The organism is Salaquimonas pukyongi (genome assembly GCF_001953055.1).
Taxonomy (GTDB): Bacteria; Pseudomonadota; Alphaproteobacteria; order Rhizobiales; family Rhizobiaceae; genus Salaquimonas; species Salaquimonas pukyongi.
The window spans coordinates 1,913,883-1,938,577 of sequence record NZ_CP019044.1 but is presented as its reverse complement, the minus strand read 5'-3'; the positions used below and the strand labels follow the sequence as shown (position 1 = coordinate 1,938,577).

Here is a 24,695-nt window from a genome sequence, read left to right as displayed (position 1 = left end):
AAGGTTGTTGCCCATGACTGAGAAATGGTCCCCCGATTCCTGGCGTTCCAAACCGTTCGTGCAGATTCCCGATTATCCCGACAAGGAAGCCCTGAAAACGGTCGAGGCGCGTCTTGCAAGCTATCCGCCACTGGTGTTTGCCGGTGAGGCGAGGGCGCTGAAGAGCCAGTTGGCCGAGGTTGCGGCTGGAGAGGCCTTCCTGCTGCAGGGTGGCGACTGCGCCGAGAGCTTTGCCGAACATGGTGCTGACAACATTCGCGATTTCTTCCGCGTCTTTCTGCAGATGTCCGTTGTGTTGACCTTTGCTGCCGCCAAGCCGGTGGTGAAGGTGGGCCGTATCGCTGGCCAGTTTGCCAAACCGCGCTCGTCCGACATCGAGAAGAAGGGCGATGAGGCGTTGCCGAGCTATCGCGGCGATATCATCAACGCGACCGAGTTCAATTCTCAGTCCCGCATTCCCGATCCCGAGCGCCAGATCATGGCCTACCGCCAGTCGGCTGCGACGCTCAATCTGCTGCGTGCCTTTGCCCAGGGCGGCTATGCCAATCTGGAGCATGTCAATGAGTGGATGCTGGGTTTTGTGCGCAATTCGCCCCAGTCGGAGCGCTACAAGCAGCTTGCCGAGCGGATTTCGGAGACCATGCGCTTCATGAAAGCGGTGGGGATCTCGCCTGAAAACAATCCGCGCCTGCGCGAGACGGAATTCTATACCTCCCATGAGGCGCTGCTGCTTGGCTATGAAGAAGCACTGACGCGCGTCGATTCCACCTCGGGCGATCATTATGCAACGTCGGGACATCTGGTCTGGATTGGTGACCGTACCCGCCAGCCCGATCATGCCCATGTGGAATTCTGCCGCGGCATCAAGAACCCCATCGGACTCAAGTGCGGTCCGTCCACCGAACCCGATGGCCTGATCGAGCTGATCGACATTCTCAACCCCGAAAACGAGCCGGGCCGTCTGACGCTGATCGCCCGTTTTGGCTCCGACAAGGTGGGCGAGCATCTGCCGCAGCTGATCCGCGCGGTGGAGAAAGAAGGCAAGGCGGTCGTGTGGTCATGCGATCCGATGCACGGCAACACGATCACCTCGAACTCCGGCTACAAGACACGGCCTTTCGAGCGGGTTTTGAAGGAAGTCCAGCAGTTCTTTGCCATCCACCAGGCCGAAGGCACCTATCCAGGTGGTGTGCATTTCGAAATGACCGGCAAGGACGTTACCGAGTGCACCGGCGGTGCGCGTGCCGTCAGCGACGAGGATCTTGCCGACCGCTATCACACCCATTGCGACCCGCGGCTCAATGCTTCCCAGTCGCTGGAGCTGGCATTCCTGATTGCCGAGCTTCTTGAAGAGGGCAAGCACGAAAAAGACCAGCAGGTGGCTGTATAGCGTTTTGCAAATTGCAGGAATTGTCAGGAGGCAGCCCTGGTTCGGACCACGGGCTGCCTTTTGCGTTTTGAGCCGGCTTAAAAACCGCTAAGCTGATGCCGGGCAAGATTGTTTTTGGAGGCAGCAATGAGCGATGAAATTCATACCGGATCGTGTCTGTGCGGTGGCATCAAGATGAAGATATCCGGGCAGCTGCGGCCGGTCGTTGCATGCCATTGCACCCAGTGCCGCAAGCAGAGCGGCCATTATTATGCGGCGACCAATGCACCCGATGAAGCGATCGAAATCGAGGGCGCTGAAAAACTCAAATGGTACATGTCGAGCGATGACGCAAAGCGCGGCTTTTGTTCAGAGTGCGGTTCTGCGCTGTTTTGGAAACACGACAAGGACGATTTCACCTCCATTCTGGCCGGTTGCCTCGACATGCCCACCGGACTGAAACTGGAAAAGCACATCTTCGTTGCCGACAAGGGCGACTATTACGACCTGACCGATGGATTGCCGCAAACTTGAAGCAGGAAATTCCCACAGGGTGAAACTTTTCAAAGCGCCGGCTCGTTAACCGTTCGATGCGGGAGGCATGAGGCCGCCCGGCAGACAATGGAGAGTTTTATGAAATTTGCCCACAACGGCACGATAGCCGGCGTTACCCTTTCAGCCATTCTTCTTGCAGGCACGGCAGCATTTGCCGCCAGCCATGCGACCTTGATGGTCGAAGGCTCCGATCAGGATGTTTCCGGCGGCAGCGTAACTGCTTCCAAGGTTGTTGCGGCCGATGATGGCTGGCTCGTGGTTCACCGCACCGGCGACGACATGAAGCCGGGTCCTGTGGTCGGACATGCGCCAGTCAAGGCCGGCGAGAACATGGATGTCACCGCACCGCTGGATGAAAGCGTTGCTTCCGGCGACAAGCTCATGCTGATGCTGCATGGCGAAGAGGGCGGCATGAAAGCCGGTGAATTCGAATATACGCTCGGCGCCAAGGAAGACGGCCCCGTCAAGGTCGACGGCAAACTGGTGATGACGGTGATCTCCGCCAAGTAACCGGCAATCCGGTTCATTGCGTAACCGGTGTATCAGGGGCAGTCTGCAAGGCGCAGACTGCCCCTGTTTGATGTTTTCCGATTGTTGCCTGTTTTTGGCGTGTAGGGCATAAGCAGCGCCGAACACAACAAGCAGCTGCCAGCTCCGTGACCAAGCGCCAACATCCCGATATTGCCCGCAGGGTGCAGCCTGCACCACAGAACTGGCTGCAACGCATTGCAAGCTGGTTTGTGTTTATCAGCCGGCGGCGGCTGGACCGCCGGTTTTCCGTCCTCATGCTGCCCCAGTCCGTGATGTGTGTGGCCCTTGCAGCGGTAGCGGTGGCGATCCTGGTGTGGTTTGCCGACAAGCCCTATCTGCAGGCTGTGCGCGGCGGCGCCACCCGCGACCAGGTGTTTTTCGAACTGATTACCTATCTTGGTCTTTCTGACTGGATATTGTGGGCCAGCGGGCTGGTCATGCTGGTCTTTACCGTGAGCACGGCAGACCGGTTTGCCGGTCCGTTGCACCGTCTGTGGCACCGGTTGATGCTGACGGCCTATTTCCTCTTTACTGCCGTGGCACTTTCGGGGCTGATCACCAACGGGCTGAAGATCGTCTTTGGCCGCGCCCGCCCGCCGCAGGTTGCAGGCGAAGGGCCGTGGGAGGCGATGCCGTTTACCGCCGATTATGATTTTGCCAGTTTTCCTTCCGGCCACGCCACCACGTCCGGCGCGCTCACGCTGTGTCTGGTGTTGCTGTTTCCCAGGTTCCGCTGGCTGTTCATTGCGCTCGGCCTTGCGGTGGCGGTGAGCCGCAATTTCATCGGGGTTCACTTTCCTTCCGATGTCCTTGCGGGTCTGGTGGTTGGTACGGGCTTTACGTTTCTATGGGCAAGGAGCTTTGCCCGCAAAAGGCTGCTTTTCCGCTTTACCGACAACGGAGGGATCGAACTTCGCGGCGAGGGGCAGGGGCATCTGCACCGCTGGCCGGAACTTCTGGGAAGGGCAGGCAAACGATGAGCGTGATGGTGTTCGATTCAGGCATTGGCGGCCTGACGGTGCTGCGGGAGGCGCGGGTGCTGATGCCCGACCGGCGTTTCATCTATGTGGCCGACGATGCCGCCTTTCCCTATGGCGACTGGGAGGAAGCAGAGCTTCGGGAGCGCATGACCGGCCTGTTTGGCGATCTCATCGCCGAGTGGAAGCCGGAAATTATCGTCATTGCCTGCAATACCGCCTCCACCCTGGCGATTGCGCATTTGCGGGAAGTCTATCCCGGCCAGACCTTTGTCGGCACGGTGCCGGCGATCAAACCTGCTGCCGAGCGGACGCGGTCAGGCCTCGTCTCGGTGCTGGCCACACCCGGTACCGTGCGGCGGCAATATACCCGCGACCTGATTGAGGAATGGGCCTCGAAATGCCATGTGCGGCTGGTCGGCAGCACCGGGCTGGCAGCGCTTGCCGAAAGCTACATGCGGGGCAACATGGTGGACGAAGCTGCGGTTGAAAAGGAAATTATGCCCTGCTTCATCGAACAGGACGGCAAGCGAACCGACATCGTGGTGCTGGCGTGTACCCACTATCCGTTCCTGGTCAACCGGATGCGAAAAATGGCGCCCTGGCCGGTCGACTGGATCGACACATCGGAAGCGATTGCCCGCCGTGCCGCTTCCTTGACCGAACCGCTGCCGACATCGCGGCAGAAGGGTGAGGTGCAACAGGAGGATGCTGCCGTTTTCACCAGCGGCAAACCCGATGCGCTGACGGCAAAACTGTTGCGCGGTTTCGGTTTGGGCGTGCGTTCAGCGCCGTCATAGATGCCCTGTTTTGGATTGGTGGCTTGCGCAACACACACAAGCCGTTAAGGTAACGCCATGACAGCGTTGCCTGAGTTTTTCAACGAAATGTCAAATACGGACGGTACCCCCCGCGATCCCTATCGGGGTTATGTCCAATGGTTCGAAGGCGAAGACATCCAGCGGCTGAAAAAGAAATCGGCCGAAGCTGAAGCATTCTTCCGCCGTACCGGCATCACATTCAATGTTTATGGACAGCAGGAGGCGACCGAACGCCTGATCCCCTTTGACATCGTGCCGCGCATCATTTCCGCCAGCGAATGGTCGAAACTGGAACGTGGCATCGAGCAGCGGGTGCAGGCAATCAATGCCTTTCTGCATGACATATACCATCGCCAGGAAATCCTGCGGGCAGGGCGGATACCTGTCGAACTGATCGCCAACAATGAAGCATTCTTGCCGGAGATGATCGGCGTTACGCCGCCAGGGGGCATCTACACCCATATCGTCGGCATTGATCTGGTTCGCACCGGGCCTGACAGCTTCTTCGTTCTTGAAGACAATGCGCGCACGCCGTCGGGCGTCTCCTACATGCTGGAAAACCGGGAGACGATGCTGCACATGTTTCCCGAACTGTTTGCCCGCAACCGGGTGCGCGATGTTTCGAAATACCCCCGCGACCTTGCAAGCTCGCTGGCGGCGGCCGCGCCTGACAAATGCACGGACAGGCCGGTTGTCTGTGTTCTTACCCCCGGGATCTACAATTCGGCCTATTTCGAACATTCCTTTCTGGCGGACCAGATGGGCGTTGAACTGGTCGAGGGGCATGACCTTCGGGTTGTCGACGGGCGCATCGCCATGCGCACGACACGCGGCTACAAGCCCGTCGACGTGATGTACCGCCGGGTGGATGACGACTTCCTCGATCCGCTGGTGTTCAATCCGAGTTCCATGCTCGGCGTGCCGGGCATCATGGATGTCTACCGCTCCGGCGGCATTACCATAGCCAATGCTCCCGGTACCGGCATTGCCGACGACAAGGCGATCTATTCCTACATGCCCGACATCGTCGAGTTCTACACCGGCGAAAAACCCTTGCTGGCAAATGTCGAGACCTGGCGCTGTTCCGAGCCCGAGGCGCTTTCCTATGTGCTGGAGCATCTGGAAGAACTGGTGGTCAAGGAAGTGCACGGTTCCGGCGGCTACGGCATGCTGGTGGGGCCTGCAGCGAGCAAGCGCGAGATTTCAGAATTCCGCAGGAAACTAGAAGCAAAGCCCGCAAACTACATTGCCCAGCCGACGCTGGCGCTGTCGACGGCGCCGATTCTGACCTCGAAGGGGCTTGCCCCGCGCCACCTGGACCTGCGGCCTTTTGTGCTGGTTTCCAGCGAGAAGATCACCATCACGCCAGGCGGGCTGACCAGGGTTGCGCTGAAAAGGGGTTCGCTGGTGGTCAACTCCTCGCAGGGAGGCGGCACCAAGGACACCTGGGTGCTGGGGGAATAGAGTGATGCTGGGCAAGACCGCAGGCGGGCTGTTCTGGATGTTCCGGTACCTGGAGCGCAGCGAATATGTTGCGCGCCTTGTCGAAGCGGGTCTTCGGCTGTCGCTGACGAGGCCCCACGCATCGAGCGATGAATGGGCTTCTGTGGTCGATACAGCCGGTGTGCGGGATGCCTATCTTGAAAAGAGCGAGGCGTTCGACCAGGCCGGCGTGGTCGATTTCCTGTTGCGTGAGACGGACAGTTCCACAAGCGTACTTTCCTGCATTACTGCTGCGCGTACCAATGCGCGTCTTGTGCGCACCGCGCTCACCCGTGAGGTTTGGGAGGCAACCAATGAATGCTGGATGGCGGTGTGCACCGTGCTGCAACGCAAGGTGGGCGAACGCGAACTGCCGGACGTTCTCAACACGATCCGCCAGCAAAGCGCGCTGGTGCGTGGCGCATTGCACGGAACCATGATGCGTGACGATGCCTATGATTTTGCCCGCCTCGGCACGTTTGTCGAACGCGCCGACAACACCGCCCGTATCCTGGATGTCAAATACTACGTGCTGCTGCCCTCGGCCATGCCGGTGGGATCTGCCTTTGACAATGTGCAATGGGAGAACATTCTGCGTTCGGTATCGGCGCACCGCTCCTTCCGCCATGTGCACAATGGCGAGACCAATGCGGCGGCGATTGCCGAATTTCTGATCCTCGACCGGCGCATGCCGAGAGCACTTGCCTTTTGTTATGGCAAGATCCGATCCAATCTGGCCTATCTGGAATCTGATTATGGCGCGCGCCATGACTGTCACGACATGGCCCAGGAGATCTATGATGAATTGCGGTCGCTGACGATCGCCTCGGTCTTCGAACGGGGTCTGCATGAATACATTGCCGAGTTCATCACCCGGAACAATGCCCTTGGCCTGCAGATTGAGGCCGACTACCGGTTCACAGAGTAGAGCGATGCTGCTGAAAATCCGCCATGAAACCAAATATCTGCACGCTTCGTCCGTGTCTTACGGCTTGATGGAGTTGCGGATGATGCCGCGCCAGCACGCCATCCAGAACGTTGTGGGCTGGACGGTCACGCTCAATGGCGCGGAAGAACAGTTGCGGTTTACCGACCAGCACCGCAATGAGGTAATCCTTGCGGCCCATCACGGGGAATCCCGAGAGATCACGGTTGCCTGCGAAGGGGAGGTGGAAACCCGCGATACGGCAGGGGTTGTCGGCGAGCATGCGGGCTTTGCGCCGCTTTGGTACTACAAGCGTCAGACACCGCTCACCCAGCCCGCCAGCAGGGGCAGGGCGCTGCTGCGTGAAGCGGGATCAGATCATGAAACGGATGTGACCCAGTTGCATGCGCTTTCGGCGCTGATTTTGAACGCTGTGTCTTATGAAACGGGTGTGACGAGCAGCGAGACGACCGCAGAAGAAGCGCTGGAAGTGGGCAAGGGGGTTTGCCAGGACCATACCCATATCCTGATCGGGCTTGCCCGTGAGCTGGGGTTTCCGGCGCGGTATGTCTCCGGCTATCTGATGATGAACGACCGGGTTGACCAGGAAGCAGGCCATGCATGGGCGGAAGTGTATTTCAACGGGCTTGGCTGGGTCGGGTTCGACGTGTCGAACGGCATTTCCTCCGATGCACGTTACGTGCGGGTTGCCGTTGGCCTCGATTACCGGGAGGCGGCGCCGGTCACCGGCCTGCACCACGGCAAGGGCGATAGGGGTAACGACAAGATGCTTGTGAACATCCAGGTCCAGCAGTAAAAGCCGGTATCGGCGGGATTCTCCGCCGGCCATTCAATCCGGACCGCACCTCATGACCTACTGCGTTGGCTTGCAGCTCGACAAGGGTATCGTCTTCATGTCCGACACACGGACCAATGCCGGTGTCGACAACATTTCCGTGTTCAAGAAGATGTTCACCTGGGAAGTTCCGGGGGAACGGCTGATCACCCTGATGACGGCCGGCAATCTGGCGACAACCCAGTCCGTGGTCAGCCTGCTGGACGAACGCAGCAAGGCACCGTCTGAACGCAATCCCTCGATCATCGAGGTGCCGAGCATGTTTCAGGTTGCTACCCTGGTCGGCAAGACGCTTCGTGAGGTTATTGCCACGTCAGCAGAAACCGGACAGGCGGCCGAGAGCCAGTTTTCGGGCACCATTGTCGTCGGCGGCCAGATCAAGGGCGGCGAGCCGCGGCTGTTTCTGGTTTATCCGGAAGGCAATTTCGTCGAGGCGTCCGGCGACACGCCGTTTTTCCAGGCCGGCGAAACGAAATACGGCCGCCCCATTCTGGTGCGCGCCTATGATGCCGGGATGAGCTTTGCCGAAGCGGTCAAGCTGCTGCTGGTTTCCTTCGACAGCACCATCAAGGCCAATCTTTCGGTGGGGTTGCCGATCGATGTCCAGATTTACGAGGCCGACAGTTTCAAACGCGGGCTGGAAAAGCGGATTACCGCGGATGAGCCCTATTTCCAGCTGGTATCGAGCGGATGGGGCGAGGCGCTGAAAACAGCCTTTGCCTCGCTGCCGGACCCGGAGCTGTAAAATGCGGCAATGAACCGCGTGTGATGGCCTGAAAACGTTGACAATCGTGCCGCATTGGCCTATCTCCGCGCCGGTCCCGGGCAATTTGCCCGGTTCTTTTTTAACGTATCCCGTGAATTTGTTCGCAAAACGTGCGCGATAAATTCTGTCAGCCGGTGAAAACGACCGGCAGAGGAGGGTGCGTTTCCTTATGTGCTGCGGTTTGCGGCGCTGTTACCGGTTGAAGGGAAATGCAATGAGCAAGCGTATATCATCGAAATACAAAATCGACCGCCGCATGGGCGAAAACATCTGGGGGCGTCCGAAATCCCCGGTCAACCGCCGTGAATACGGCCCCGGCCTGCATGGCCAGCGCCGCAAGGGCAAACTGTCCGATTTCGGCATTCAGCTTCGTGCCAAGCAGAAGCTGAAAGGCTATTACGGCAACATTACCGAAAAACAGTTCCGCCGCATCTATGCCGAGGCCGTGCGCCTGCGCGGCGATACCGGCGAAAAGCTGATCGGTCTGCTGGAAAGCCGGCTGGATGCCATTGTCTATCGCGCCAAGTTCGTGCCGACCGTGTTTTCCGCCCGCCAGTTCATCAACCACGGCCACGTCAAGGTCAACGGCAAGCGCGTCAACATCGCGTCCTACCGCTGCAAGCCGGGCGATGTGGTTGAAGTGCGCGAGAAGTCACGCCAGATTGGCATGGTGCTGGAAGCAAGCCAGCTCGCCGAACGCGATGTGCCGGAATACATCGATGCCGATCACGCCAAAATGGTTGCCAAATATGTTCGTGTGCCGGAACTTTCAGATGTTCCATATCCGGTCCACATGGAACCGAACCTGGTGGTCGAATTTTATTCGCGCTGATCACCAGCGCCGAATACAGATTTGCTCAACGCCCGGTCACCAGACCGGGCGTTTTTTGTGAGCGATGAAAAACGCCGGTGAAAAATCGCCGCCGATGGGATAAAAGCTGGATCATGAACGACCAGACACCGCAGAAAACCGATGATGTCCCGCAGGCAGCCCATCCGCTGTTTGCCGATGCGCCGTCTTCGGTGGCTTTCAAAAAGCTGCGCAAGCGGCTGGTGCGCCATGCAAGAGAGGCAATCGAGCGCTTCAACATGGTGGAGCGCGCGCCAAGCGGCCGAGGGGGCGGCAAGGGAGCGCGGCCGCGCTGGCTGGTCGGCCTTTCCGGCGGCAAGGACAGCTATGGCCTTCTGGCGGTCCTGATCGATCTTCAATGGCGCGGCCTTCTGGATGTTGATCTCATCGCCTGCAATCTTGATCAGGGCCAGCCGGATTTTCCCAAACATGTTCTGCCCGATTATCTCTCGCGGATCGGCGTTGCCCACCGGATCGAATATCAGGACACCTATTCCATCGTCACCGACAAGGTGCCGGAGGGGGCAACCTATTGCGCGCTTTGTTCGCGGCTGAGGCGGGGCAATCTTTACCGCATCGCCCGGGAGGAGGGCTGTGATGCGCTGGTGCTCGGCCATCACAGGGAGGATGTTCTCGAAACCTTCTTCATGAACCTGTTTCATGGCGGCCGGCTGGGCGCGATGCCGCCAAAACTTGTCAATGACGAGGGCGAAACGCTGGTGTTGCGACCGCTTGCCTTTGCCGCCGAATCAGATCTGGCGGCATTCGCCCGGCACATGGCCTTTCCGATCATCCCCTGCGATCTGTGCGGCAGTCAGGACGGATTGCAGCGGAGTGCCATGAAAGCAATGCTGGATGACATCGAATCGCGCATGCCGGGCCGCAAGGACACCATGATCAGGGCGCTTTCCAATGTCCGGCCGTCGCACCTTATGGATGGGCGGATTTTTGATTTTGCCAATCTGGTGCGGTTGCAGGAGGAATAGGGCAGGCACAGCAGGCAACTGCGCAATTTCTGACATCGGTCGCCAAAGTGGCGCCGCCGGGACAGTTTAATGTCTGTCAGCGACCATGAAATGCCTTATTAAGGACAGTGAGGCACAGGACGATGTAGTTTTTTGTGGCTGGCAGGCGGTGCTGGGAGGCGCTGTGCTAACCATTGCAGAAAAGCAGTTTCCTGCACGGTTGAATCTGCTGCACAACCGTATATGGTTGCGAGGAAAATTTGCATTGAGACTGCCGCGGGAGGACAAAGCGGCAGCTTGATGAAAGGGAGGGAAGGTCTTTATGAGTTCCAGCAAGGGCGCAGCTGTACGCTTTGAAAAAGTACAGAAAAGTTACGATGGCGAAAATCTCGTCGTTAAGGACCTCAATCTGGATATTGCGCCTGGTGAATTTCTGACCATGCTGGGGCCATCGGGCTCCGGGAAAACGACCTGCCTGATGATGCTTGCGGGCTTTGAGCCTGCGACTCATGGCGAGATTTTTCTGAATGACCATCCGATCAACAATGTGCCGCCTTACAAGCGGGGCATCGGCATGGTGTTTCAGAACTATGCGCTGTTTCCCCACATGAGTGTCGCCGAGAACCTGGCGTTCCCGTTGCAGATACGCAAGTTGAGCCGGGCCGATCAGGAAGCAAAGGTAAAACACGCCCTGGAAATGGTGGAACTGGGTGCATTCGGCAACCGCCGCCCGGCGCAGCTTTCCGGCGGCCAGCAGCAGCGCGTGGCCGTGGCCCGCGCCCTGGTGTTCGATCCCGAACTGGTGCTGATGGACGAGCCACTGGGCGCGCTCGACAAGCAGCTGCGCGAGCAGATGCAATACGAGATCAAGCATATTCACGAAAATCTCGGCGTCTCTGTGGTTTATGTGACCCACGACCAGACCGAGGCGCTGACCATGTCGGACCGTGTGGCTGTGTTCGAGGACGGTGTGATCCAGCAATTGTCGCCGCCGGATGCCTTGTATGAAAGCCCGCAGAATTCGTTCGTCGCCCAGTTCATCGGCGAGAACAACAAGCTGCACGGCAAGGTCACCAAGCTGAGCAAGGGCATTTGCGAAGTGGTTCTGGATGACGGGACCAAGCTGAAGGCCGAAGCGGTGAATGTGTCGGCTGTGGGAGACAAGACGACAATTTCCCTGCGCCCCGAACGCGTGGAATTCGACGACGCCCATGACCACGACAATGTCGTGAAGGGCAAGATTCTGGAAGTCCTGTATCTTGGCGACCACCTTCGGGTGGTGATGTCGGTGGCGGGCAATCCCGAATTCATTGTCAAGGTTCGCAACCGCGGTATCAAGCGGTCGCTGAAAGAGGGCAAGACCTACAACATCGGCTGGTCTGCATCCGATTGCAAAGCCCTCGATTTTGCCGGTTGAACATGACAACCGAAGCCGATTGCGCCGGACAGGCGTATTGTAATGGCTGGCCGACAAGGCCGGTCTGTAACCCAAGGGAGAGATATATATGAAACTCAAGACAATCCTGATGTCGACCGCAGCTGCCGGCGTGATGCTTGGCGGTGCTACTGTCGCGGTCAATTCGGCGAGCCACGGCATGGCACCCTGTGAGGGGTGTGCCGACGAAATGACCATCGTGTCATGGGGCGGCGCCTACTCGAAGTCGCAGCTGAAGGCTTATCACGAGCCCTATTCGGAAGCGACGGGCGTCAAGATCATCAACGATGAGTCCTCGGCCGAGGCAGTTGCAAAGCTGCGCGCCATGAAGGAAGCCAACAATGTGACCTGGGACGTGGTTGACGTGGTTGCGGCAGATGCCATCCGTCTTTGCGACGAAGGCCTTGCCGAGCCAATCAACCCCGATACCGATCTTGCCGATGCGCCGGACGGCACAAAGGCGTCGGAAGACTTCGGTGACATGCTGGTTTCCGAGTGCTTCATTCCACAGATCGTTTATTCGACCACATTCGGTTACCGCACCGATGTTGCCGAATGGAACGGCAAGGTGCCGGACGATATCTGTGACATCTTTGACCTGGAAGGCTTCCCGGGCAAGCGTTCGCTTGAAAAGCGTCCGATCAACAACCTGGAGTGGGCGCTGCTCTGTGACGGAGTTGCCAAGGATGAAGTCTACGACGTTCTGGGTACTCCGGAAGGCGTTCAGAAGGCACTCGACAAGCTTGCCACCATCAAGGACAACGTCGTGTGGTGGTCTGCCGGTGCCGAAACCCCGCAGCTTCTGGCTGACGGTGAAGTGGTGATCGGTTCGACCTATAACGGCCGTCTGTTCTCGGTGATCGAGGAGCAGAAGCAGCCGGTTGCCATGCTGTGGGACGCGCAGGTGTTCGACCTTGACGGCTGGATCATTCCGGCTGGCCTATCGGAAGAGCGCAAGAAGCGTGCCATGCACTACATCAAGTTCGCTACCGATACCCAGCGCCTTGCCGATCAGGCCAAGTACATTTCGTACGGCCCGGCTCGTGCGTCCTCCGCACCGCTGGTTGGCCAGCATGCGGATCTGGGCATCGACATGGCACCGCATATGCCGACTGACCCGGAAAACGCCAAGAACACGTTCCTGTACAACTACGAGTTCTGGGCGGACAATCGTGACGATATCAACGAGAAGTTCCAGGCCTGGCTGGCTCAGTAAGCTGAGCTGACACGATCGCTGAACCGGGGCAGCCTGCCCCGGTTCAGTCCGCATCAAGGGCCACAAGAAGCCCGGAGGGACAATTCATGATTCATGAGGGGGAGACACATGGCTGAGGCAGCGGCACAGGGAACGAATTCGGTTCTCACCACCCATGATGGCCAACCGCTCAAGGTTAGCCTGGCAAGAGCTCTGCGCCGTGAGAAAATACGGGCGCTGCTGCTGATTGCACCGCTTCTCATTTTCATCCTGATTTCCTTTATCCTGCCGATTGCCGACATGCTGTTCCGCTCGGTGGAAAACAAGATCGTCGCCGATACGCTGCCCAGGACAGTGGTGGAATTGCGCGATTGGGATCCCGATTCCGGCGCGGCGCCGGGCGAGGAAGTTTTTGCGGCGCTGTATGAAGACCTCAAGGTTGCCGTTGCTGCCCGTGAGCACACCAAGCTCGGCAGCCGTCTCAACTATAGCCAACCCGGCGTTTCGAGCCTGTTTCGGAAATCGGGCCGCCGCATCAAGCAGATGGAGGAAGGCAATTACAAGGAGCAGTTCCTTGAAATAGACGAGGACTGGGGCAAGGTGGAAATCTGGACGACGATCAAGCGATTGTCTCCGGCCATCACCGACAGCTATTTCCTGGCTTCCGTCGATGCCGAACGGGGTGTGGATGGTATCCAGCGCAAGCCGGAAAACGAGCGCATCTATGTTCTGCTGTTTGCGCGCACGATCTTTCTCAGTCTTGTGATCACCGTGTCCTGCATCCTGCTTGGCTATCCGATTGCCTATCTGCTGGCCAACCTGCCGGTCAGAACCTCCAACATGCTGATGATCCTCGTGCTGTTGCCGTTCTGGACCTCGCTGCTGGTGCGCACCTCCGCCTGGAAAGTGCTGCTGCAGCAACAGGGCGTCATCAATGATGTGCTGGTGTGGATCGGATTGATCGACAATGCGGGGCGGCTGGTGATGATCAACAACATGACCGGTACGATCATCGCCATGACCCACATTCTGCTTCCGTTCATGATTCTGCCGCTGTATTCGGTGATGAAAACGATCTCGCCGACCTATGTGCGAGCAGCAAAGTCCATGGGTGCAACCGACTGGACGACTTTCTGGAAAATCTATTTTCCGAACACCATTCCCGGCATCGGTGCCGGATCGATCCTGGTGTTCATTCTGGCCATTGGCTACTACATCACGCCGGAACTGGTTGGCGGCACATCGGGTGTCTTCATCTCCAACCGGATCGCCTATCACATCTCTTCATCGCTCAACTGGGGTCTTGCCGCAGCACTGGGGACCATTCTGCTGGTGCTCGTGCTGGCACTCTACTGGGTATATGACCGCATCGTCGGCATCGACAACGTCAAACTGGGGTAAGCGCCATGCCTGCAGCCGTTCTGAATTTCCGCCCCAGCCTGACCGGGTTTACCGTACCGATGATCGCCGCTCTTGGCGCGGTCTTCGGCTTCCTGTGGGGGCTTTCCCTGAACAACGGCACGCTCGGTCTTGTTGCCGGCGCTGTTATTGCGGCGGTAATGGCCTATGTGCTGGCGAACTCCGTTCCAAACCGTACTACAGGCATTCTTGCCGCCGCAGCTCTGATCGCCGCTGTTGGCCTGTTTCTGGGTGGTCTTGGCGGGCTTGTGGCCGGTGCGCTGATCGGCGCCGTCGTCGGCTATGCAACCTATTGGCTTTCGACAGGCCAGTACCGTGCGGGACTGCCGCTCTATGCCAGCAGCAAGCAGGTGTTGTGGCACCATTTCTTCCGCATCGGGATTTGCGGTTTCATCTTCTTTTTCCTGATTGCGCCGATCCTGACCATCATTCCGCTTTCCTTCAACGCGGAGGATTTCTTTACCTTCACCAAGCAAATGCTGGCGCTGCAGCCTGAAGGCTATTCGACGAAGCACTACGAGGACTTCTTCACCAATTCCGACTGGCAGAACGCCCTGCGCAATTCCTTCATGATCGCACCGGCTGCAACCATTCTGGCAACCGCCTTCGGCACGCTTGCAGCCATCGGCCTGTCGCAGTCCCATGTGCCGTTCAGGCGGGCGATCATGGCGGTGCTGATCTCCCCGATGATCGTGCCGCTGATCATTTCGGCTGCCGGCATGTACTTCTTTTACTCGCGCATCGGACTGCAGGGAACCTATTGGGGTGTGGTGCTGGCCCATGCGGCCCTTGGAACGCCCTTCGTCATCATTACGGTGACCGCGACACTGGTCGGCTTCGACCGTTCCCTGACGCGGGCTGCGGCCAATCTTGGCGCCAATCCGGTGACGACCTTCTTCAAGGTTCAGATGCCGCTGATCGTGCCCGGCGTTGTCTCGGGCGCGCTGTTTGCCTTCATCACATCCTTCGATGAGGTGGTGGTGGTGCTGTTCCTGGGGTCTGCGGCGCAAAAAACGCTGCCCTGGCAGATGTTTACCGGCCTGCGCGAACAGATATCACCGACCATTCTGGCAGTGGCGACCATCATGGTGGCGATTTCCATCGTGCTGCTGACGGTACTGGAAATGCTGCGGCGGCGCTCTGAACGGCTGCGCGGTCTGGCGCCAAGCTGACGATTTGTGCCGGGCAGAACTGGGTGAAAGCCTGTTCTGTTTGCGGCGCGAAATGTCACAACCGGTCGCAGCAAACGGCCAAAATACCGCTAGCTTTTGTGCCATCTCGGCCAACGTGGCCGGCAATTGTGCCGGCCGCCATCAGGCCATGGATGAGATGATCCCATGAACCATATTGTTTCAGAAGCGCCGGCAGACCGTGTCGGCGACATGCTGCACGTCGTCAAATGGCACAATGGCGAAAAGGAATGGTCACCGTTCAGCGCGGGCGAAATGGACCGCCGCCAATCGGACATCCGCCAGTGGATGGCAAAGCACGATGTCGATGCAGCGCTTTTCACCTCCTATCACGGCATCTGCTATTATTCCGGTTTCCTGTATTGCTATTTCGGCCGCAAATACGGTTTCCTGATCGATCAGGACAATGCGACGACGATTACCGCCGGCATTGATGGCGGCCAGCCCTGGCGGCGCAGCCATGGCGACAACATCACCTATTCCGACTGGCGGCGCGACAATTTCTACACCGCGATTGCCTCCCTGTTGAAGCCGGGCGTCAAACGCATCGGCATCGAGTTCGATCATGTATCGCTCGATTTCCGCAAACTGCTGGGAGAAGCCTTTCCGCAGGTGGAATTCATCGACGTGGCACAGCCCTCCATGTGGATGCGCACGCTCAAGTCCGAGGAAGAGCAGAAGCTCATCCGCGAGGGGGCGCGGGTGGCCAATGTGGGTGCACGGGCCTGCATGGAAGCGGTGCACGAGGGCGTTCGCGAATATGAAGTGGCGATTGCGGCCACCAATGCGATGATCCGTGAAATCGGCGCGAGCTTTCCCTTTGTCGAGTTGATGGACACCTGGACCTGGTTTCAGTCGGGGATCATGACCGACGGGGCGCACAATCCGGTGACCAACAAAAAGGTCGCGCGCGGGGACATTCTTTCGCTCAACTGCTTTCCGATGATTTTCGGATACTACACCGCGATTGAGCGCACGATGTTCTGCGAGGAGGTGTCCGATGCCCATCTTGGCTTGTGGGAGAAGAACTGCGAGGTGATGCGGGTTGGCAGTGATCTGATCAAGCCGGGGCCAGGTGTTCAGACATCGCCCATGAACTCAACGATCTTTACCGCTCGTGGGACCTGCTGAAATACCGCTCCTTCGGCTATGGCCACTCCTTTGGTGTGCTGTCACACTATTATGGCCGGGAGGCGGGCGTTGAACTGCGCGAGGACGTGGACACCGTGCTTGAGCCGGGCATGGTCGTCTCCATGGAGCCGATGATCATGATACCGGAAGGGGTGCCGGGGGCGGGCGGATATCGCGAACACGACATTTTCATCGTGACCGGGGACGGTGCGGAAAACATCACCAGTTTCCCGTATGGGCCCGGGCAAATGATCCTGAAGGCATGAGAAATACGGGGGAGGGAGCCATGGACATCGTTGCCAATCCATTCAGGGCGCAGGCTGCTCCTTTTGACATTGCTGACGAGGTTCCCTTTCCCAGCACCGATGCGCAGGCGCCGATGGCCCTGCTTTCAAAATGCCCGGCGCATGGCGAGACACCGCTACGCGCCAGTGCTGCCCTTGCCCGCGATTGTGGCGTCGCAGACGTTGCGATCAAGGATGAAAGCGGCCGCATGGGCCTTGGCAGTTTCAAGGCGCTGGGCGCGGCCTATGTCATTGCCTGCGAAGCGGAGAAGGCGCGCCAGGGAGACAACTGGCAGGAAGCACTTTCAGACCGGGCATTCGTTACCGCCAGCGCGGGCAATCACGGCATGTCGGTTGCCGCCGGAGCACACATCTTCGGGGCTAGGGCGGTGATCTATCTTGCTCAAACCGTGCCGGAGAGCTTTGCCGGGCGGCTGCGTGCAAAAGGGGCGGAAGTGCGCCGCGAGGGCGCAGATTACGAGGCAAGCATGGCGGCAGCCGGCGCAGCAGCATCGGCAGAAGGCCTGACGCTGCTGTCCGACAGTTCCTGGCCCGGTTACTTCGACCTGCCGCACAGGTTGATGGAAGGCTATCTGGTGATGGCTGAGGAAATCGCCCGGCAGATGGATAACCCGCCAACGCATGTCTTCCTGCAGGCCGGTGTCGGCGGACTTGCCGGAGCGGTGGCTGCCCATGCCCGCAAGGTGTGGGGCGAGGCGCCCGTCATCACGGTCGTAGAGCCGGAGGCAGCACCGGCATTGCTGGCCAGTATCAAGGCCGGCCGGTTCACCGCTGCCAGTGGCCCCGTTTCCAACATGGGCAGGCTTGACTGCAAGGAAGCTTCGCTGATCGCGCTCAAGGGTCTGGCGCGGGATGCCGATTTTTTCGTGACGGTGGGCGATGAAGCTGCCCGAAAGGCCACCGCACGGCTGATGGCGGAAGGCATTGCCACCACCCCATCGGGGGCCGCCGGCCTGGCGGCGCTGCTCGATCCGGCGATCCGCCAGGCGGTGGGAACGGGTGTGGACAGCAAAGTGCTGCTGATCGCCAGCGAGGGCGCCGATGACTGAGGCGCGGGGGTTTTCCCAGGCTGAGTTTGAGGCCCGTCTTGCCCATGCGCAGGCAGCAATGGCCCGCGAGGGGCTCGATGGCCTGCTGGTGACCACCCATCCTGATGTCTATTACTTCACCGGTTTTCTGACCGGTTTCTGGGAAAGTCCGACGCGGCCCTGGTTCGTATTGTTGCCGCAGGCAGGCGCTCCGGTTGCCGTCATTCCCGGAATCGGCGCGGCGCTGATGAAAAAGACCTGGATCACTGATATCCGCACCTGGGCATCGCCCGACCTGGCGGACGATGGCGTCAGCCTGCTTGCCGACACGCTGAAAGAGGCGATCGGCAGCGGGCGGATCGGCATTCCCGATGGACACGAGAGCCATCTTCGCATGCCGGTTGCCGATTTTGAGCGGCTCAAACGGGAGTGTGGTGCGGTTACAATCACAGGCGACAGGGGCATTGTGCGGGCGTTGCGCCTGGTGAAGTCTGAAGCCGAAATCGCCAAAATCGCCAATGCCTGTGCAATTGCCGGGCGCGCCTTCGACCGTGTTGGAGAGGTTGCCGGTGCAGGAGACCCGCTGGCTTCCGTTTTCCGGCGTTTTCAGATGCTCTGTCTTGAGGAGGGCGCGGACCAGGTGCGCTATCTTGCCGGCGGGGCAGGGCCGTATGGCTACAGCGATGTAATTTCTCCGGCAAGCGAGGAACCGCTTGCATCCGGCGATTGCCTGATGCTCGATACCGGGCTTACCTGGGACGGCTATTTCTGCGATTATGACCGCAACTTCGCCATCGGCAAACCGGACCCGCTGGTGCGCAGCGCCCATGAACGGCTCATCGAGGCAACCTATTGCGGGTTTGCAGCGGTGCGGCCGGGCGCCACGGCAGCCGATCTTTTCCACGCCATGGACAAGGTGCTGACGGGCGGTGAAGCGCGCACGGACAATGGCCGGCTGGGACACGGGCTTGGCATTCAACTGACGGAATGGCCATCGCTCATTCCTGCCGATGAAACGGCACTGGTGCCCGGCATGGTGCTGACGCTTGAGCCGGGCATTGCAACGCGGGATGGCAACATGCTGGTGCATGAGGAAAACATCGTCGTAACCGAAAATGGCGCGCGCTGGTTGTCGCCCCTGCAGGAGCCGGCAATCCGGGTATTGGCCATATGACGGCGTTCTCCCATTCACCCATTCCGCCGAGTGCCGAAAAGCCGGTTATCGGCATGATCGTGCTGCAGTCGGATGAGACCCTCGAAACCGATCTGCGCCGCAGTTTCACAGTTGATGAATGCGACATTCTGGTCGCACGCATTGCCAGCGACACTGAGGTGACGACGCAAACCCTTTCGGCGATGGAAGGCCGTCTGGCGCAAACCGCGTCGCTGTTTCCCGTTGGCTTGAAGCTCGCCGCTGTGGGCTATGGATGCACCTCGGCAACGTCGGTGATCGGGCCGCAAAAGGTGCATGAACTGATCAGCGCTGGGTGCGGCTGCAAAGTGGTGACAGAGCCGCTAACGGCGCTGCTTCATGCGTGCCAAAGCCGCAATATTGGCCGCATCGCATTTTTGTCCCCTATGTGGAAAGCGTCAGCGCGAGACTGCGCGGTGTGCTGGCCGATGGCGGCGTTGCGACGCCTGTCTTCGGCTCCTTCAACGAGGCGGAGGAGGCGAAGGTTGCCCGCATTGACGAAAAATCGCTGTTTGATGCTGCGGTGGAGCTGGCGTCTGCGAGGGAAGCGGAGGCGGTCTTCTTGTCCTGCACAAACCTCAAGACCCTGGATGTCTTGCCGCGGATCGAAAAGGCAACCGGCAAGCCAGCCTTTTCCAGCAATTCGGTGCTGATCGAGCATTTGCGGGTGCTTGCCCTGTAACCGTGAGCGGGGGACGGCAGCCGATAACCGAAACCACATTCATTCGATTGCAACGTGCTATCGTGCAAACAGGTATGCGAATGAACGGGGACAATCTGTTGAGGATCCACATCCAGTGACAGCGGTTCGGTCAAAGTCGAGAAAGCTGCTTTCAGCGTTTGTAGCCGCAATGAGCATCATCTATGGCGCCAATGTTGCAGCCGCCGATGAGGTCGATCTGGAACTGGTTCTGGCAGCCGATACTTCGATCAGCATCAATGAGCCGGAATACCGCTTGCAGATGCGGGGCATCGCCAATGCCTTTCGCCAGCCGGTTATCCTTGAAATGATCGGCGCCATGCCAAAGGGGATGGCTGTAACCATGGTGCACTGGAGCGTGGGCCATCTCAACCGGCAGGCAATTGCCTGGCGCCGCCTGCAAAGCCGGCAAAGCGTGCTGGCTTTTGCCAATGCCATCGAACGGGTACCCAGAAGCAGCACCGGCCGGTCAACGGCAATCGGCGATGCGATCGATTACTGCCGTGAGCTGATCGACGAGAACGGCTTTGAGGCCAATAACCGCAAAATCGATGTTTCAGGGGATGCGCGCAGCAATTCGGGGCCTGATCCGGTGCATGCGCGGAACCGGGCGGTCGCCCGGGGCGTTACCGTCAACGGGCTTGCCATCAGCGGCGGGGACCGCGGTTTGTTTTCCTACTATCGAGACAGGGTTATCGGCGGCCCGGATGCCTTTGTGCTGGCGGTCGACGGTTTTGAAGACTTTGAATCCGCCATTTACCAGAAGCTATTGAAAGAACTCTCCATTTCCGCTTTGCGTCAAGCGCGTCCGGTAACCGTTCACTGACACCCGATGAGATCCCTCAGCCGACGAATGCCCGTTCGATGACATATTGGCCGGGCGCTGAATTGGAGCCTTCGGCAAGGCCGGCTTCTTCGCACAAGTTGGCGCAGTCCTTCAGCATCGCCATGGAACCGCAGATCATGACCCTGCAGGTCTCCGGATTGAGCGGCTCGATGCCCAGTTCATCATACAACGCGCCGGAGCGCATCAGATCGGTCATGCGGCCGGCATGGACGCCTTTGTCCGCCTGTGCCTCCTCACGGGTGCAGCTTGCCCAGTGGACGAGCTTGTCACCGACGATCTCTGCGAGGATTTCGTGACTGGCAATCTCGTCCACAAGGTCGAAGCCGTATTGCAGTTCGGCATTATCGCGGCAGGTATGGATCAGATAAACCTTCTGGAATTTCTCATAGGTTTCAGGGTCGCGGATGATGGAGGCGAAGGGGGCAATGCCTGTTCCGGTGCACAGCAGAAACAGCCGCTTTCCGGCGACCAGCGCATCGTGCACCAGGGTGCCCGTCGGTTTCTTGCGCATCCACACCGTATCGCCGGTCTTGATGTCCATCAGCCTTGAGGTGAGCGGACCGTCCGGCACCTTGATCGAGTAAAAATCGATGTGCTCTTCCCAGGCTGGTGAGGCGATCGAATAGGCGCGCCAGATGGTCTTGCCGCCCATCACCTCCGGCGGCAGGCCGATCATCACGAATTCACCGGAGCGGAAACGGAAACCGGCAGGCCGTTCGGTACGGAAGAAGAAAAGCCGGTCCGTATAATGGCGGATGTCCGTCACCTTGAGGTCGTAAACGCCTTCCGGGACGGCGCTTTGTGCGGGTTTTTCCTGTACGGTCATCGTGTTCCTGCGGTTGGTCTAATGGGCTCCTAGCCAAAGGAATGGCTGCTGTCTACCAGCACGGGGACAGGCTTCCCTTGAGATAGGTCAATTGAACTGACACTTCCCTCAGCCAATCGTGCCGAGTACCGGAAACGTCTCCAGCAGCCAGAAGGAGGCTGTCTGCATGCCACCGGTCAAGAACAGGATACCCGTCACGATGAGCAGGCCGCCGGTAACCTGTTCCATGGTATGCAGGTGTTTTTTGAACCGGGCAAGAAAGCCCATGAACGGCCCGACGAACAATGCGGCCAGCAGAAAGGGTATGCCAAGGCCGGCAGAATAGACCGCCAGCATGCCCGCTCCCTCGGCAACGGAATTGCTGCTTGAGGCCATTGCGAGAATGACGCCGAGTACCGGCCCGATGCAGGGTGTCCAGCCGAAGGCGAAAGCCAGCCCCATCAAGAACGAGCCTGCAAGGCCTGCCTGCCGGGGATTGAACCGTGCTTCGCGGTACAGCAGGGAAATGCGGAACAGCCCCAGAAAGTGCAGCCCCATAACGATGATCGCCAGGCCGGCGATGATGGCCAGCGTGTCCTGCCAGGCCCTGATCCACTGGCCGATGGACGAGGCACCGGCACCGAGTGCTGTAAACACCAGGGAAAACCCGAGCACGAAAATGGCTGCATGCATGACCACCCGGCGCTGGGCTGTCTTGCTGATCGCTGTATCGGCAAGGGCGGTTGCGCCGCCTGCCGGTGCCGGACCGGTTTTCCCGCCCGCCAGCGTGTCGAGGGAAACGCCTGCCATATAGCCCAGATAGGGTGGCACCAGCGGCAGAACACAGGGTGACAAAAAGGAGATGGCGCCGGCCAGGAGTGCGGTCAACAGGGGGAGTTCAGGCGACATGGAATAACCTGCAGGATGGATTTGGGACTGTCCGGGCAACGGATTATCCTGATGCTGCCGGATGTAGCCGACCTGCAGCGCATGTACCAGTCACATCTTGGCGAATGTATGAGCCTATTGCCCGGTGTTGCGCGCCATCTGCATGAGGAACAAGGCGGCAGGCACCAACAGGATATACTGGAGTACGCCATAAAGTGCGGAGGGAAGGCTTATGGGCGTCAGGCCACCATCGGACAGCAGCACCAGCCCGCTGACGGTGACGCCCATGGTGCCGTTCTGTATGGCGGTTTCAATCGCGATGGTTCGCGTTTTTTTGTTTGACACATTCATTGCTGATGCAATCAGCCCGCCCAGCAGCAACATCACAACAATGAGCAGAATAATGGCCGGCCCGAGCACCTGAAAATTGTTCTGCAATATTTGCCAGTTGTCGATGACGGCAATGGAGACGAGGGTGAAGAAAATCACCGTTGACAGCGCAATGAACACACCTTCCAACCGGCTAATGAAGCGATGAAACATTTTTCGGGCAATCATGCCCAGCGCGACCGGCAACACGGTGATCACGAAGACCGAGAAGGAAAGCCGCGTCACGCTGACCGATTGTGCCTCGCTGGCCATGAAATACAACATGGCAAGCTTCACAAGAAACGGGATGGTGGCAACCGCGATCAGGCTGTTTATGGCCGTAAGGGAGATCGACAGCGCCACATCTCCTCCGGCAAACCGGGTCAGCATGTTGGAAGGAATTCCGCCAGGGCAGAAGGCAATGATCATCATGCCAACGGCAAGCATGCCTTCAAGGCGGAACATGATGACGATGATAAGGGCGACAACCGGCAGCAGCACGATCTGGGAAAGAAAACAGGCAGCAAAGGCACGCGGGGTTTTGGCAACATTGCGGAAGTCTGCGACTGTCAGCCCCAACCCCAATGAAAACATGATGACTGCCAGCCCAATCGGCAATATGACCTGTAGCAGCATGCCTTTTCCTTCCCGTAGAGTCCCAAGTAGAAAGACCGGCCCGATTGCTGCTGGCCGGCATTCTCATCCTTGAGTGTCTTTTCGCCGTGAAAATGTCCCCATGCAGGGGTAGGACAGCGCCAAGTACAATTCAAGACAAGTTTTCACAGTGGAAGGCCCGGATCGCCAGCGGCCCCTGTTTTTTTACCCCTTGGTAAACAAGTCTATTTACATTTACTCATGCAGATAAATGCATGGAAGCGCACATGCCGTGAGCAAGCCCTGATCACGCGTTGCTATTTACCAAACAACTTGAAACAGCGTTGCTGACACCCTTGAGTGTCAGATATCTTACGCTTCTTTTCTTTTCTTGTCGGTTGGGGGACGGGACGTCTTGCCAATTCGGTGAATCCTGCTTTGGTGTAACTTACGAAAGGGAAGATTCTGGGGCCATGTTTAGTATACCTGTCAGCGCTCGGCTTGATGCCGTGCGCTCAAAAGTGCTGAAGCTATGTGAGCTTCGAACCTTCAAGCGTGGTGACGCCGTTTGCAAGGAGGGTGACCCTGCTGCGCCCATTCTGATTTTGTCGTCCGGTACGCTGGGGGGAATGGTCTCGGATGGAAAAGACGGGACCGTCATGATTGCGCCGATTTTTCGCGGCCGCGTCTTCAATGTGATGGGAATGTATCCCGGGGGGCCGGTCTTCACTACAACGGCCCTTTCCACTGCGAATGTCTTCATGCTGCCGCACGAAAAGGCTTTGGAGATGAAAGGCGATTTGCTGTTCGAGGAATGGTGCACGGCCTGTGTGACCAACAATCTTTGCCACGTCATCAATTTTTCAGGTGCGCTTCGGATCGCCGATATCGATCTGCGGATCATGAGAATGTTGGAAGCCTGCTATCTGCAGATGCACGAACAGCGGCCGGAAGGGGACTATGAGATGGAGTGGCAGTTGAAGCAGCAGGAATTTTCAAGCCTGCTCAACATCACGCGGCCCTATCTCAATGAAAGGCTGAAGCTTCTGAAGCAGAAGGGCGCGCTGATCATCGAGAACGAACGGGCCGTTGTGCGCCCGTCATTGCTTGCAAAATAGCGGGCGTTCAAAATAACTGGTTTCCGGAATGGCCGGCTGGCTGTTTCCATCATGCTTTGAGGAAAAGCCGGAGCGCTCCATCCGGGTGCTTGCCTTGCGCCGGAAAACGCAATTTTTGACAGCGGTTATCCTGCTCTTTTTCTCAGGTGTGCTTCGTCAATTTTTCCCGCAAAAAGTGTTTTCCTGCCGCCGTTTTTCGGCGTCAGAACAGTCACCGGGGAATAAAAACGCTGCTTTCGCGCCCTGAAATCCAGCAGCTTCGATTCGGGCGCATTGACCCAGAAAGCTGACATTTACCGCGTTTTTTAACATTCAGGGCGTTTTGCTTGACCCAAAATCGGAAAACCAAAGTGTTGCTTAAATGCACTAACGGCGAAAACAG

Annotated in this window: 24 protein-coding genes and 1 pseudogene; 22 read left to right on the top strand and 3 right to left on the bottom strand. The window is 58.5% G+C overall.

Features of this window, described 5'->3' with window-relative positions; translation table 11 throughout:
- Positions 1-13: 13 nt before the first annotated feature.
- The 20 genes and pseudogenes from BVL55_RS09365 (at position 14) to BVL55_RS09270 (ending at position 20,518) form a co-directional block, all read left to right on the top strand.
- The gene (locus BVL55_RS09365; protein WP_075996670.1) at positions 14-1,390 is read left to right on the top strand and encodes a class II 3-deoxy-7-phosphoheptulonate synthase; all 1,377 of its coding nucleotides are present in this window, start codon (positions 14-16) and stop codon (positions 1,388-1,390) included.
- A 126-nt stretch (positions 1,391-1,516) separates the two neighbouring features.
- Positions 1,517-1,903 carry a GFA family protein gene (locus BVL55_RS09360; protein ID WP_075996669.1) on the top strand — a complete coding sequence of 129 codons (387 nt, stop codon included), beginning with the start codon at positions 1,517-1,519 and terminating at the stop codon, positions 1,901-1,903.
- A gap of 99 nt (positions 1,904-2,002) precedes the next feature.
- Positions 2,003-2,434: a DUF7282 domain-containing protein gene (locus tag BVL55_RS09355; RefSeq protein WP_075996668.1), complete on the top strand. Its 432-nt coding sequence runs from the start codon at positions 2,003-2,005 to the stop codon at positions 2,432-2,434.
- Between the two features lie 146 nt (positions 2,435-2,580).
- The gene (locus BVL55_RS09350; RefSeq protein ID WP_075996667.1) at positions 2,581-3,435 is read left to right on the top strand and encodes a phosphatase PAP2 family protein; all 855 of its coding nucleotides are present in this window, start codon (positions 2,581-2,583) and stop codon (positions 3,433-3,435) included.
- Positions 3,432-4,232 carry a glutamate racemase gene (gene murI, locus BVL55_RS09345; RefSeq protein ID WP_075996666.1) on the top strand — a complete coding sequence of 267 codons (801 nt, stop codon included), beginning with the start codon at positions 3,432-3,434 and terminating at the stop codon, positions 4,230-4,232. Before BVL55_RS09350 ends, murI begins: the two co-directional genes overlap by 4 nt.
- 57 nt (positions 4,233-4,289) lie before the next feature.
- Positions 4,290-5,717, top strand: a complete 1,428-nt coding sequence (locus BVL55_RS09340; protein WP_075996665.1) for a circularly permuted type 2 ATP-grasp protein — start codon at positions 4,290-4,292, stop codon at positions 5,715-5,717.
- Positions 5,718-5,721: 4 nt separating this feature from the next.
- On the top strand, positions 5,722-6,663 hold the full coding sequence (locus BVL55_RS09335) for an alpha-E domain-containing protein (RefSeq protein WP_075996664.1): 942 nt from the start codon (positions 5,722-5,724) through the stop codon (positions 6,661-6,663).
- 4 nt (positions 6,664-6,667) lie between these two features.
- Positions 6,668-7,477: a transglutaminase family protein gene (locus BVL55_RS09330; protein WP_075996663.1), complete on the top strand. Its 810-nt coding sequence runs from the start codon at positions 6,668-6,670 to the stop codon at positions 7,475-7,477.
- A 52-nt stretch (positions 7,478-7,529) separates the two neighbouring features.
- Positions 7,530-8,261: a proteasome-type protease gene (locus tag BVL55_RS09325; protein WP_075996662.1), complete on the top strand. Its 732-nt coding sequence runs from the start codon at positions 7,530-7,532 to the stop codon at positions 8,259-8,261.
- A 235-nt stretch (positions 8,262-8,496) separates the two neighbouring features.
- Positions 8,497-9,114, top strand: a complete 618-nt coding sequence (gene rpsD / locus BVL55_RS09320; RefSeq protein ID WP_075996661.1) for a 30S ribosomal protein S4 — start codon at positions 8,497-8,499, stop codon at positions 9,112-9,114.
- A 113-nt stretch (positions 9,115-9,227) separates the two neighbouring features.
- Positions 9,228-10,118, top strand: coding sequence for a tRNA 2-thiocytidine(32) synthetase TtcA (ttcA, locus tag BVL55_RS09315; RefSeq protein ID WP_075996660.1), 891 nt, complete (start codon positions 9,228-9,230; stop codon positions 10,116-10,118).
- A 301-nt stretch (positions 10,119-10,419) separates the two neighbouring features.
- Positions 10,420-11,514: an ABC transporter ATP-binding protein gene (locus BVL55_RS09310; protein WP_075996659.1), complete on the top strand. Its 1,095-nt coding sequence runs from the start codon at positions 10,420-10,422 to the stop codon at positions 11,512-11,514.
- Positions 11,515-11,602: 88 nt separating this feature from the next.
- Positions 11,603-12,748, top strand: a complete 1,146-nt coding sequence (locus BVL55_RS09305; protein WP_075996658.1) for an extracellular solute-binding protein — start codon at positions 11,603-11,605, stop codon at positions 12,746-12,748.
- 108 nt (positions 12,749-12,856) lie between these two features.
- On the top strand, positions 12,857-14,128 hold the full coding sequence (locus BVL55_RS09300; RefSeq protein WP_075996657.1) for an ABC transporter permease: 1,272 nt from the start codon (positions 12,857-12,859) through the stop codon (positions 14,126-14,128).
- Positions 14,129-14,496: 368 nt separating this feature from the next.
- Entirely contained in the window at positions 14,497-15,318 is an 822-nt protein-coding gene (locus tag BVL55_RS09295) for an ABC transporter permease (protein WP_244530641.1), read from the top strand.
- A 210-nt stretch (positions 15,319-15,528) separates the two neighbouring features.
- Positions 15,529-16,733: pseudogene (locus tag BVL55_RS09290) on the top strand (M24 family metallopeptidase).
- 20 nt (positions 16,734-16,753) lie between these two features.
- Entirely contained in the window at positions 16,754-17,821 is a 1,068-nt protein-coding gene (locus BVL55_RS09285) for a pyridoxal-phosphate dependent enzyme (protein ID WP_075998041.1), read from the top strand.
- A complete protein-coding gene (locus BVL55_RS09280; protein WP_075996655.1) occupies positions 17,814-18,974 on the top strand; it encodes a M24 family metallopeptidase in 1,161 nt (386 codons plus the stop codon). Before BVL55_RS09285 ends, BVL55_RS09280 begins: the two co-directional genes overlap by 8 nt.
- Before the next feature lie 361 nt (positions 18,975-19,335).
- A complete protein-coding gene (locus BVL55_RS17050; RefSeq protein ID WP_205410779.1) occupies positions 19,336-19,674 on the top strand; it encodes an aspartate racemase/maleate isomerase family protein in 339 nt (112 codons plus the stop codon).
- A 169-nt stretch (positions 19,675-19,843) separates the two neighbouring features.
- Positions 19,844-20,518, top strand: coding sequence for a DUF1194 domain-containing protein (locus BVL55_RS09270; RefSeq protein ID WP_075996654.1), 675 nt, complete (start codon positions 19,844-19,846; stop codon positions 20,516-20,518).
- Positions 20,519-20,534: 16 nt separating this feature from the next.
- Here the strand turns inward: BVL55_RS09270 and BVL55_RS09265 are convergent, their stop codons facing one another.
- From BVL55_RS09265 to BVL55_RS09255, 3 genes are all read right to left on the bottom strand, one after another.
- A complete protein-coding gene (locus tag BVL55_RS09265; protein ID WP_075996653.1) occupies positions 20,535-21,365 on the bottom strand; it encodes a ferredoxin--NADP reductase in 831 nt (276 codons plus the stop codon).
- A gap of 108 nt (positions 21,366-21,473) precedes the next feature.
- Complete coding sequence (locus BVL55_RS09260) at positions 21,474-22,253, bottom strand: cytochrome c biogenesis CcdA family protein (protein ID WP_075996652.1); 780 nt, start codon at positions 22,251-22,253, stop codon at positions 21,474-21,476.
- A gap of 114 nt (positions 22,254-22,367) precedes the next feature.
- Positions 22,368-23,237 carry a bile acid:sodium symporter family protein gene (locus BVL55_RS09255; RefSeq protein ID WP_075996651.1) on the bottom strand — a complete coding sequence of 290 codons (870 nt, stop codon included), beginning with the start codon at positions 23,235-23,237 and terminating at the stop codon, positions 22,368-22,370.
- 431 nt (positions 23,238-23,668) lie between these two features.
- Here BVL55_RS09255 and BVL55_RS09250 point away from each other — a divergent pair, with 431 nt between their 5' ends.
- Both BVL55_RS09250 and BVL55_RS16525 read left to right on the top strand, forming a co-directional pair.
- Positions 23,669-24,313: a Crp/Fnr family transcriptional regulator gene (locus BVL55_RS09250; RefSeq protein WP_083649469.1), complete on the top strand. Its 645-nt coding sequence runs from the start codon at positions 23,669-23,671 to the stop codon at positions 24,311-24,313.
- 28 nt (positions 24,314-24,341) lie between these two features.
- Positions 24,342-24,560 (top strand): hypothetical protein, encoded by a 219-nt coding sequence (locus BVL55_RS16525; protein WP_156892498.1) that lies wholly within the window; start codon positions 24,342-24,344, stop codon positions 24,558-24,560.
- Positions 24,561-24,695: the final 135 nt, after the last annotated feature.

Bases quoted from the DNA above. Each gene is read 5' to 3' on its own strand.
- BVL55_RS09365 (WP_075996670.1), top strand. From the start codon at position 14: ATGACTGAGAAATGGTCCCCCGATTCCTGGCGTTCCAAACCGTTCGTG.
- BVL55_RS09360 (WP_075996669.1), top strand. From the start codon at position 1,517: ATGAGCGATGAAATTCATACCGGATCGTGTCTGTGCGGTGGCATCAAG.
- BVL55_RS09355 (WP_075996668.1), top strand. From the start codon at position 2,003: ATGAAATTTGCCCACAACGGCACGATAGCCGGCGTTACCCTTTCAGCC.
- murI (WP_075996666.1), top strand. From the start codon at position 3,432: ATGAGCGTGATGGTGTTCGATTCAGGCATTGGCGGCCTGACGGTGCTG.
- BVL55_RS09340 (WP_075996665.1), top strand. From the start codon at position 4,290: ATGACAGCGTTGCCTGAGTTTTTCAACGAAATGTCAAATACGGACGGT.
- BVL55_RS09335 (WP_075996664.1), top strand. From the start codon at position 5,722: ATGCTGGGCAAGACCGCAGGCGGGCTGTTCTGGATGTTCCGGTACCTG.
- BVL55_RS09330 (WP_075996663.1), top strand. From the start codon at position 6,668: ATGCTGCTGAAAATCCGCCATGAAACCAAATATCTGCACGCTTCGTCC.
- BVL55_RS09325 (WP_075996662.1), top strand. From the start codon at position 7,530: ATGACCTACTGCGTTGGCTTGCAGCTCGACAAGGGTATCGTCTTCATG.
- rpsD (WP_075996661.1), top strand. From the start codon at position 8,497: ATGAGCAAGCGTATATCATCGAAATACAAAATCGACCGCCGCATGGGC.
- ttcA (WP_075996660.1), top strand. From the start codon at position 9,228: ATGAACGACCAGACACCGCAGAAAACCGATGATGTCCCGCAGGCAGCC.
- BVL55_RS09310 (WP_075996659.1), top strand. From the start codon at position 10,420: ATGAGTTCCAGCAAGGGCGCAGCTGTACGCTTTGAAAAAGTACAGAAA.
- BVL55_RS09305 (WP_075996658.1), top strand. From the start codon at position 11,603: ATGAAACTCAAGACAATCCTGATGTCGACCGCAGCTGCCGGCGTGATG.
- BVL55_RS09300 (WP_075996657.1), top strand. From the start codon at position 12,857: ATGGCTGAGGCAGCGGCACAGGGAACGAATTCGGTTCTCACCACCCAT.
- BVL55_RS09285 (WP_075998041.1), top strand. From the start codon at position 16,754: ATGGACATCGTTGCCAATCCATTCAGGGCGCAGGCTGCTCCTTTTGAC.
- BVL55_RS09280 (WP_075996655.1), top strand. From the start codon at position 17,814: ATGACTGAGGCGCGGGGGTTTTCCCAGGCTGAGTTTGAGGCCCGTCTT.
- BVL55_RS09270 (WP_075996654.1), top strand. From the start codon at position 19,844: ATGAGCATCATCTATGGCGCCAATGTTGCAGCCGCCGATGAGGTCGAT.
- BVL55_RS09265 (WP_075996653.1), bottom strand. From the start codon at position 21,365: ATGACCGTACAGGAAAAACCCGCACAAAGCGCCGTCCCGGAAGGCGTT.
- BVL55_RS09260 (WP_075996652.1), bottom strand. From the start codon at position 22,253: ATGTCGCCTGAACTCCCCCTGTTGACCGCACTCCTGGCCGGCGCCATC.
- BVL55_RS09255 (WP_075996651.1), bottom strand. From the start codon at position 23,237: ATGCTGCTACAGGTCATATTGCCGATTGGGCTGGCAGTCATCATGTTT.
- BVL55_RS09250 (WP_083649469.1), top strand. From the start codon at position 23,669: ATGTTTAGTATACCTGTCAGCGCTCGGCTTGATGCCGTGCGCTCAAAA.
- BVL55_RS16525 (WP_156892498.1), top strand. From the start codon at position 24,342: ATGGCCGGCTGGCTGTTTCCATCATGCTTTGAGGAAAAGCCGGAGCGC.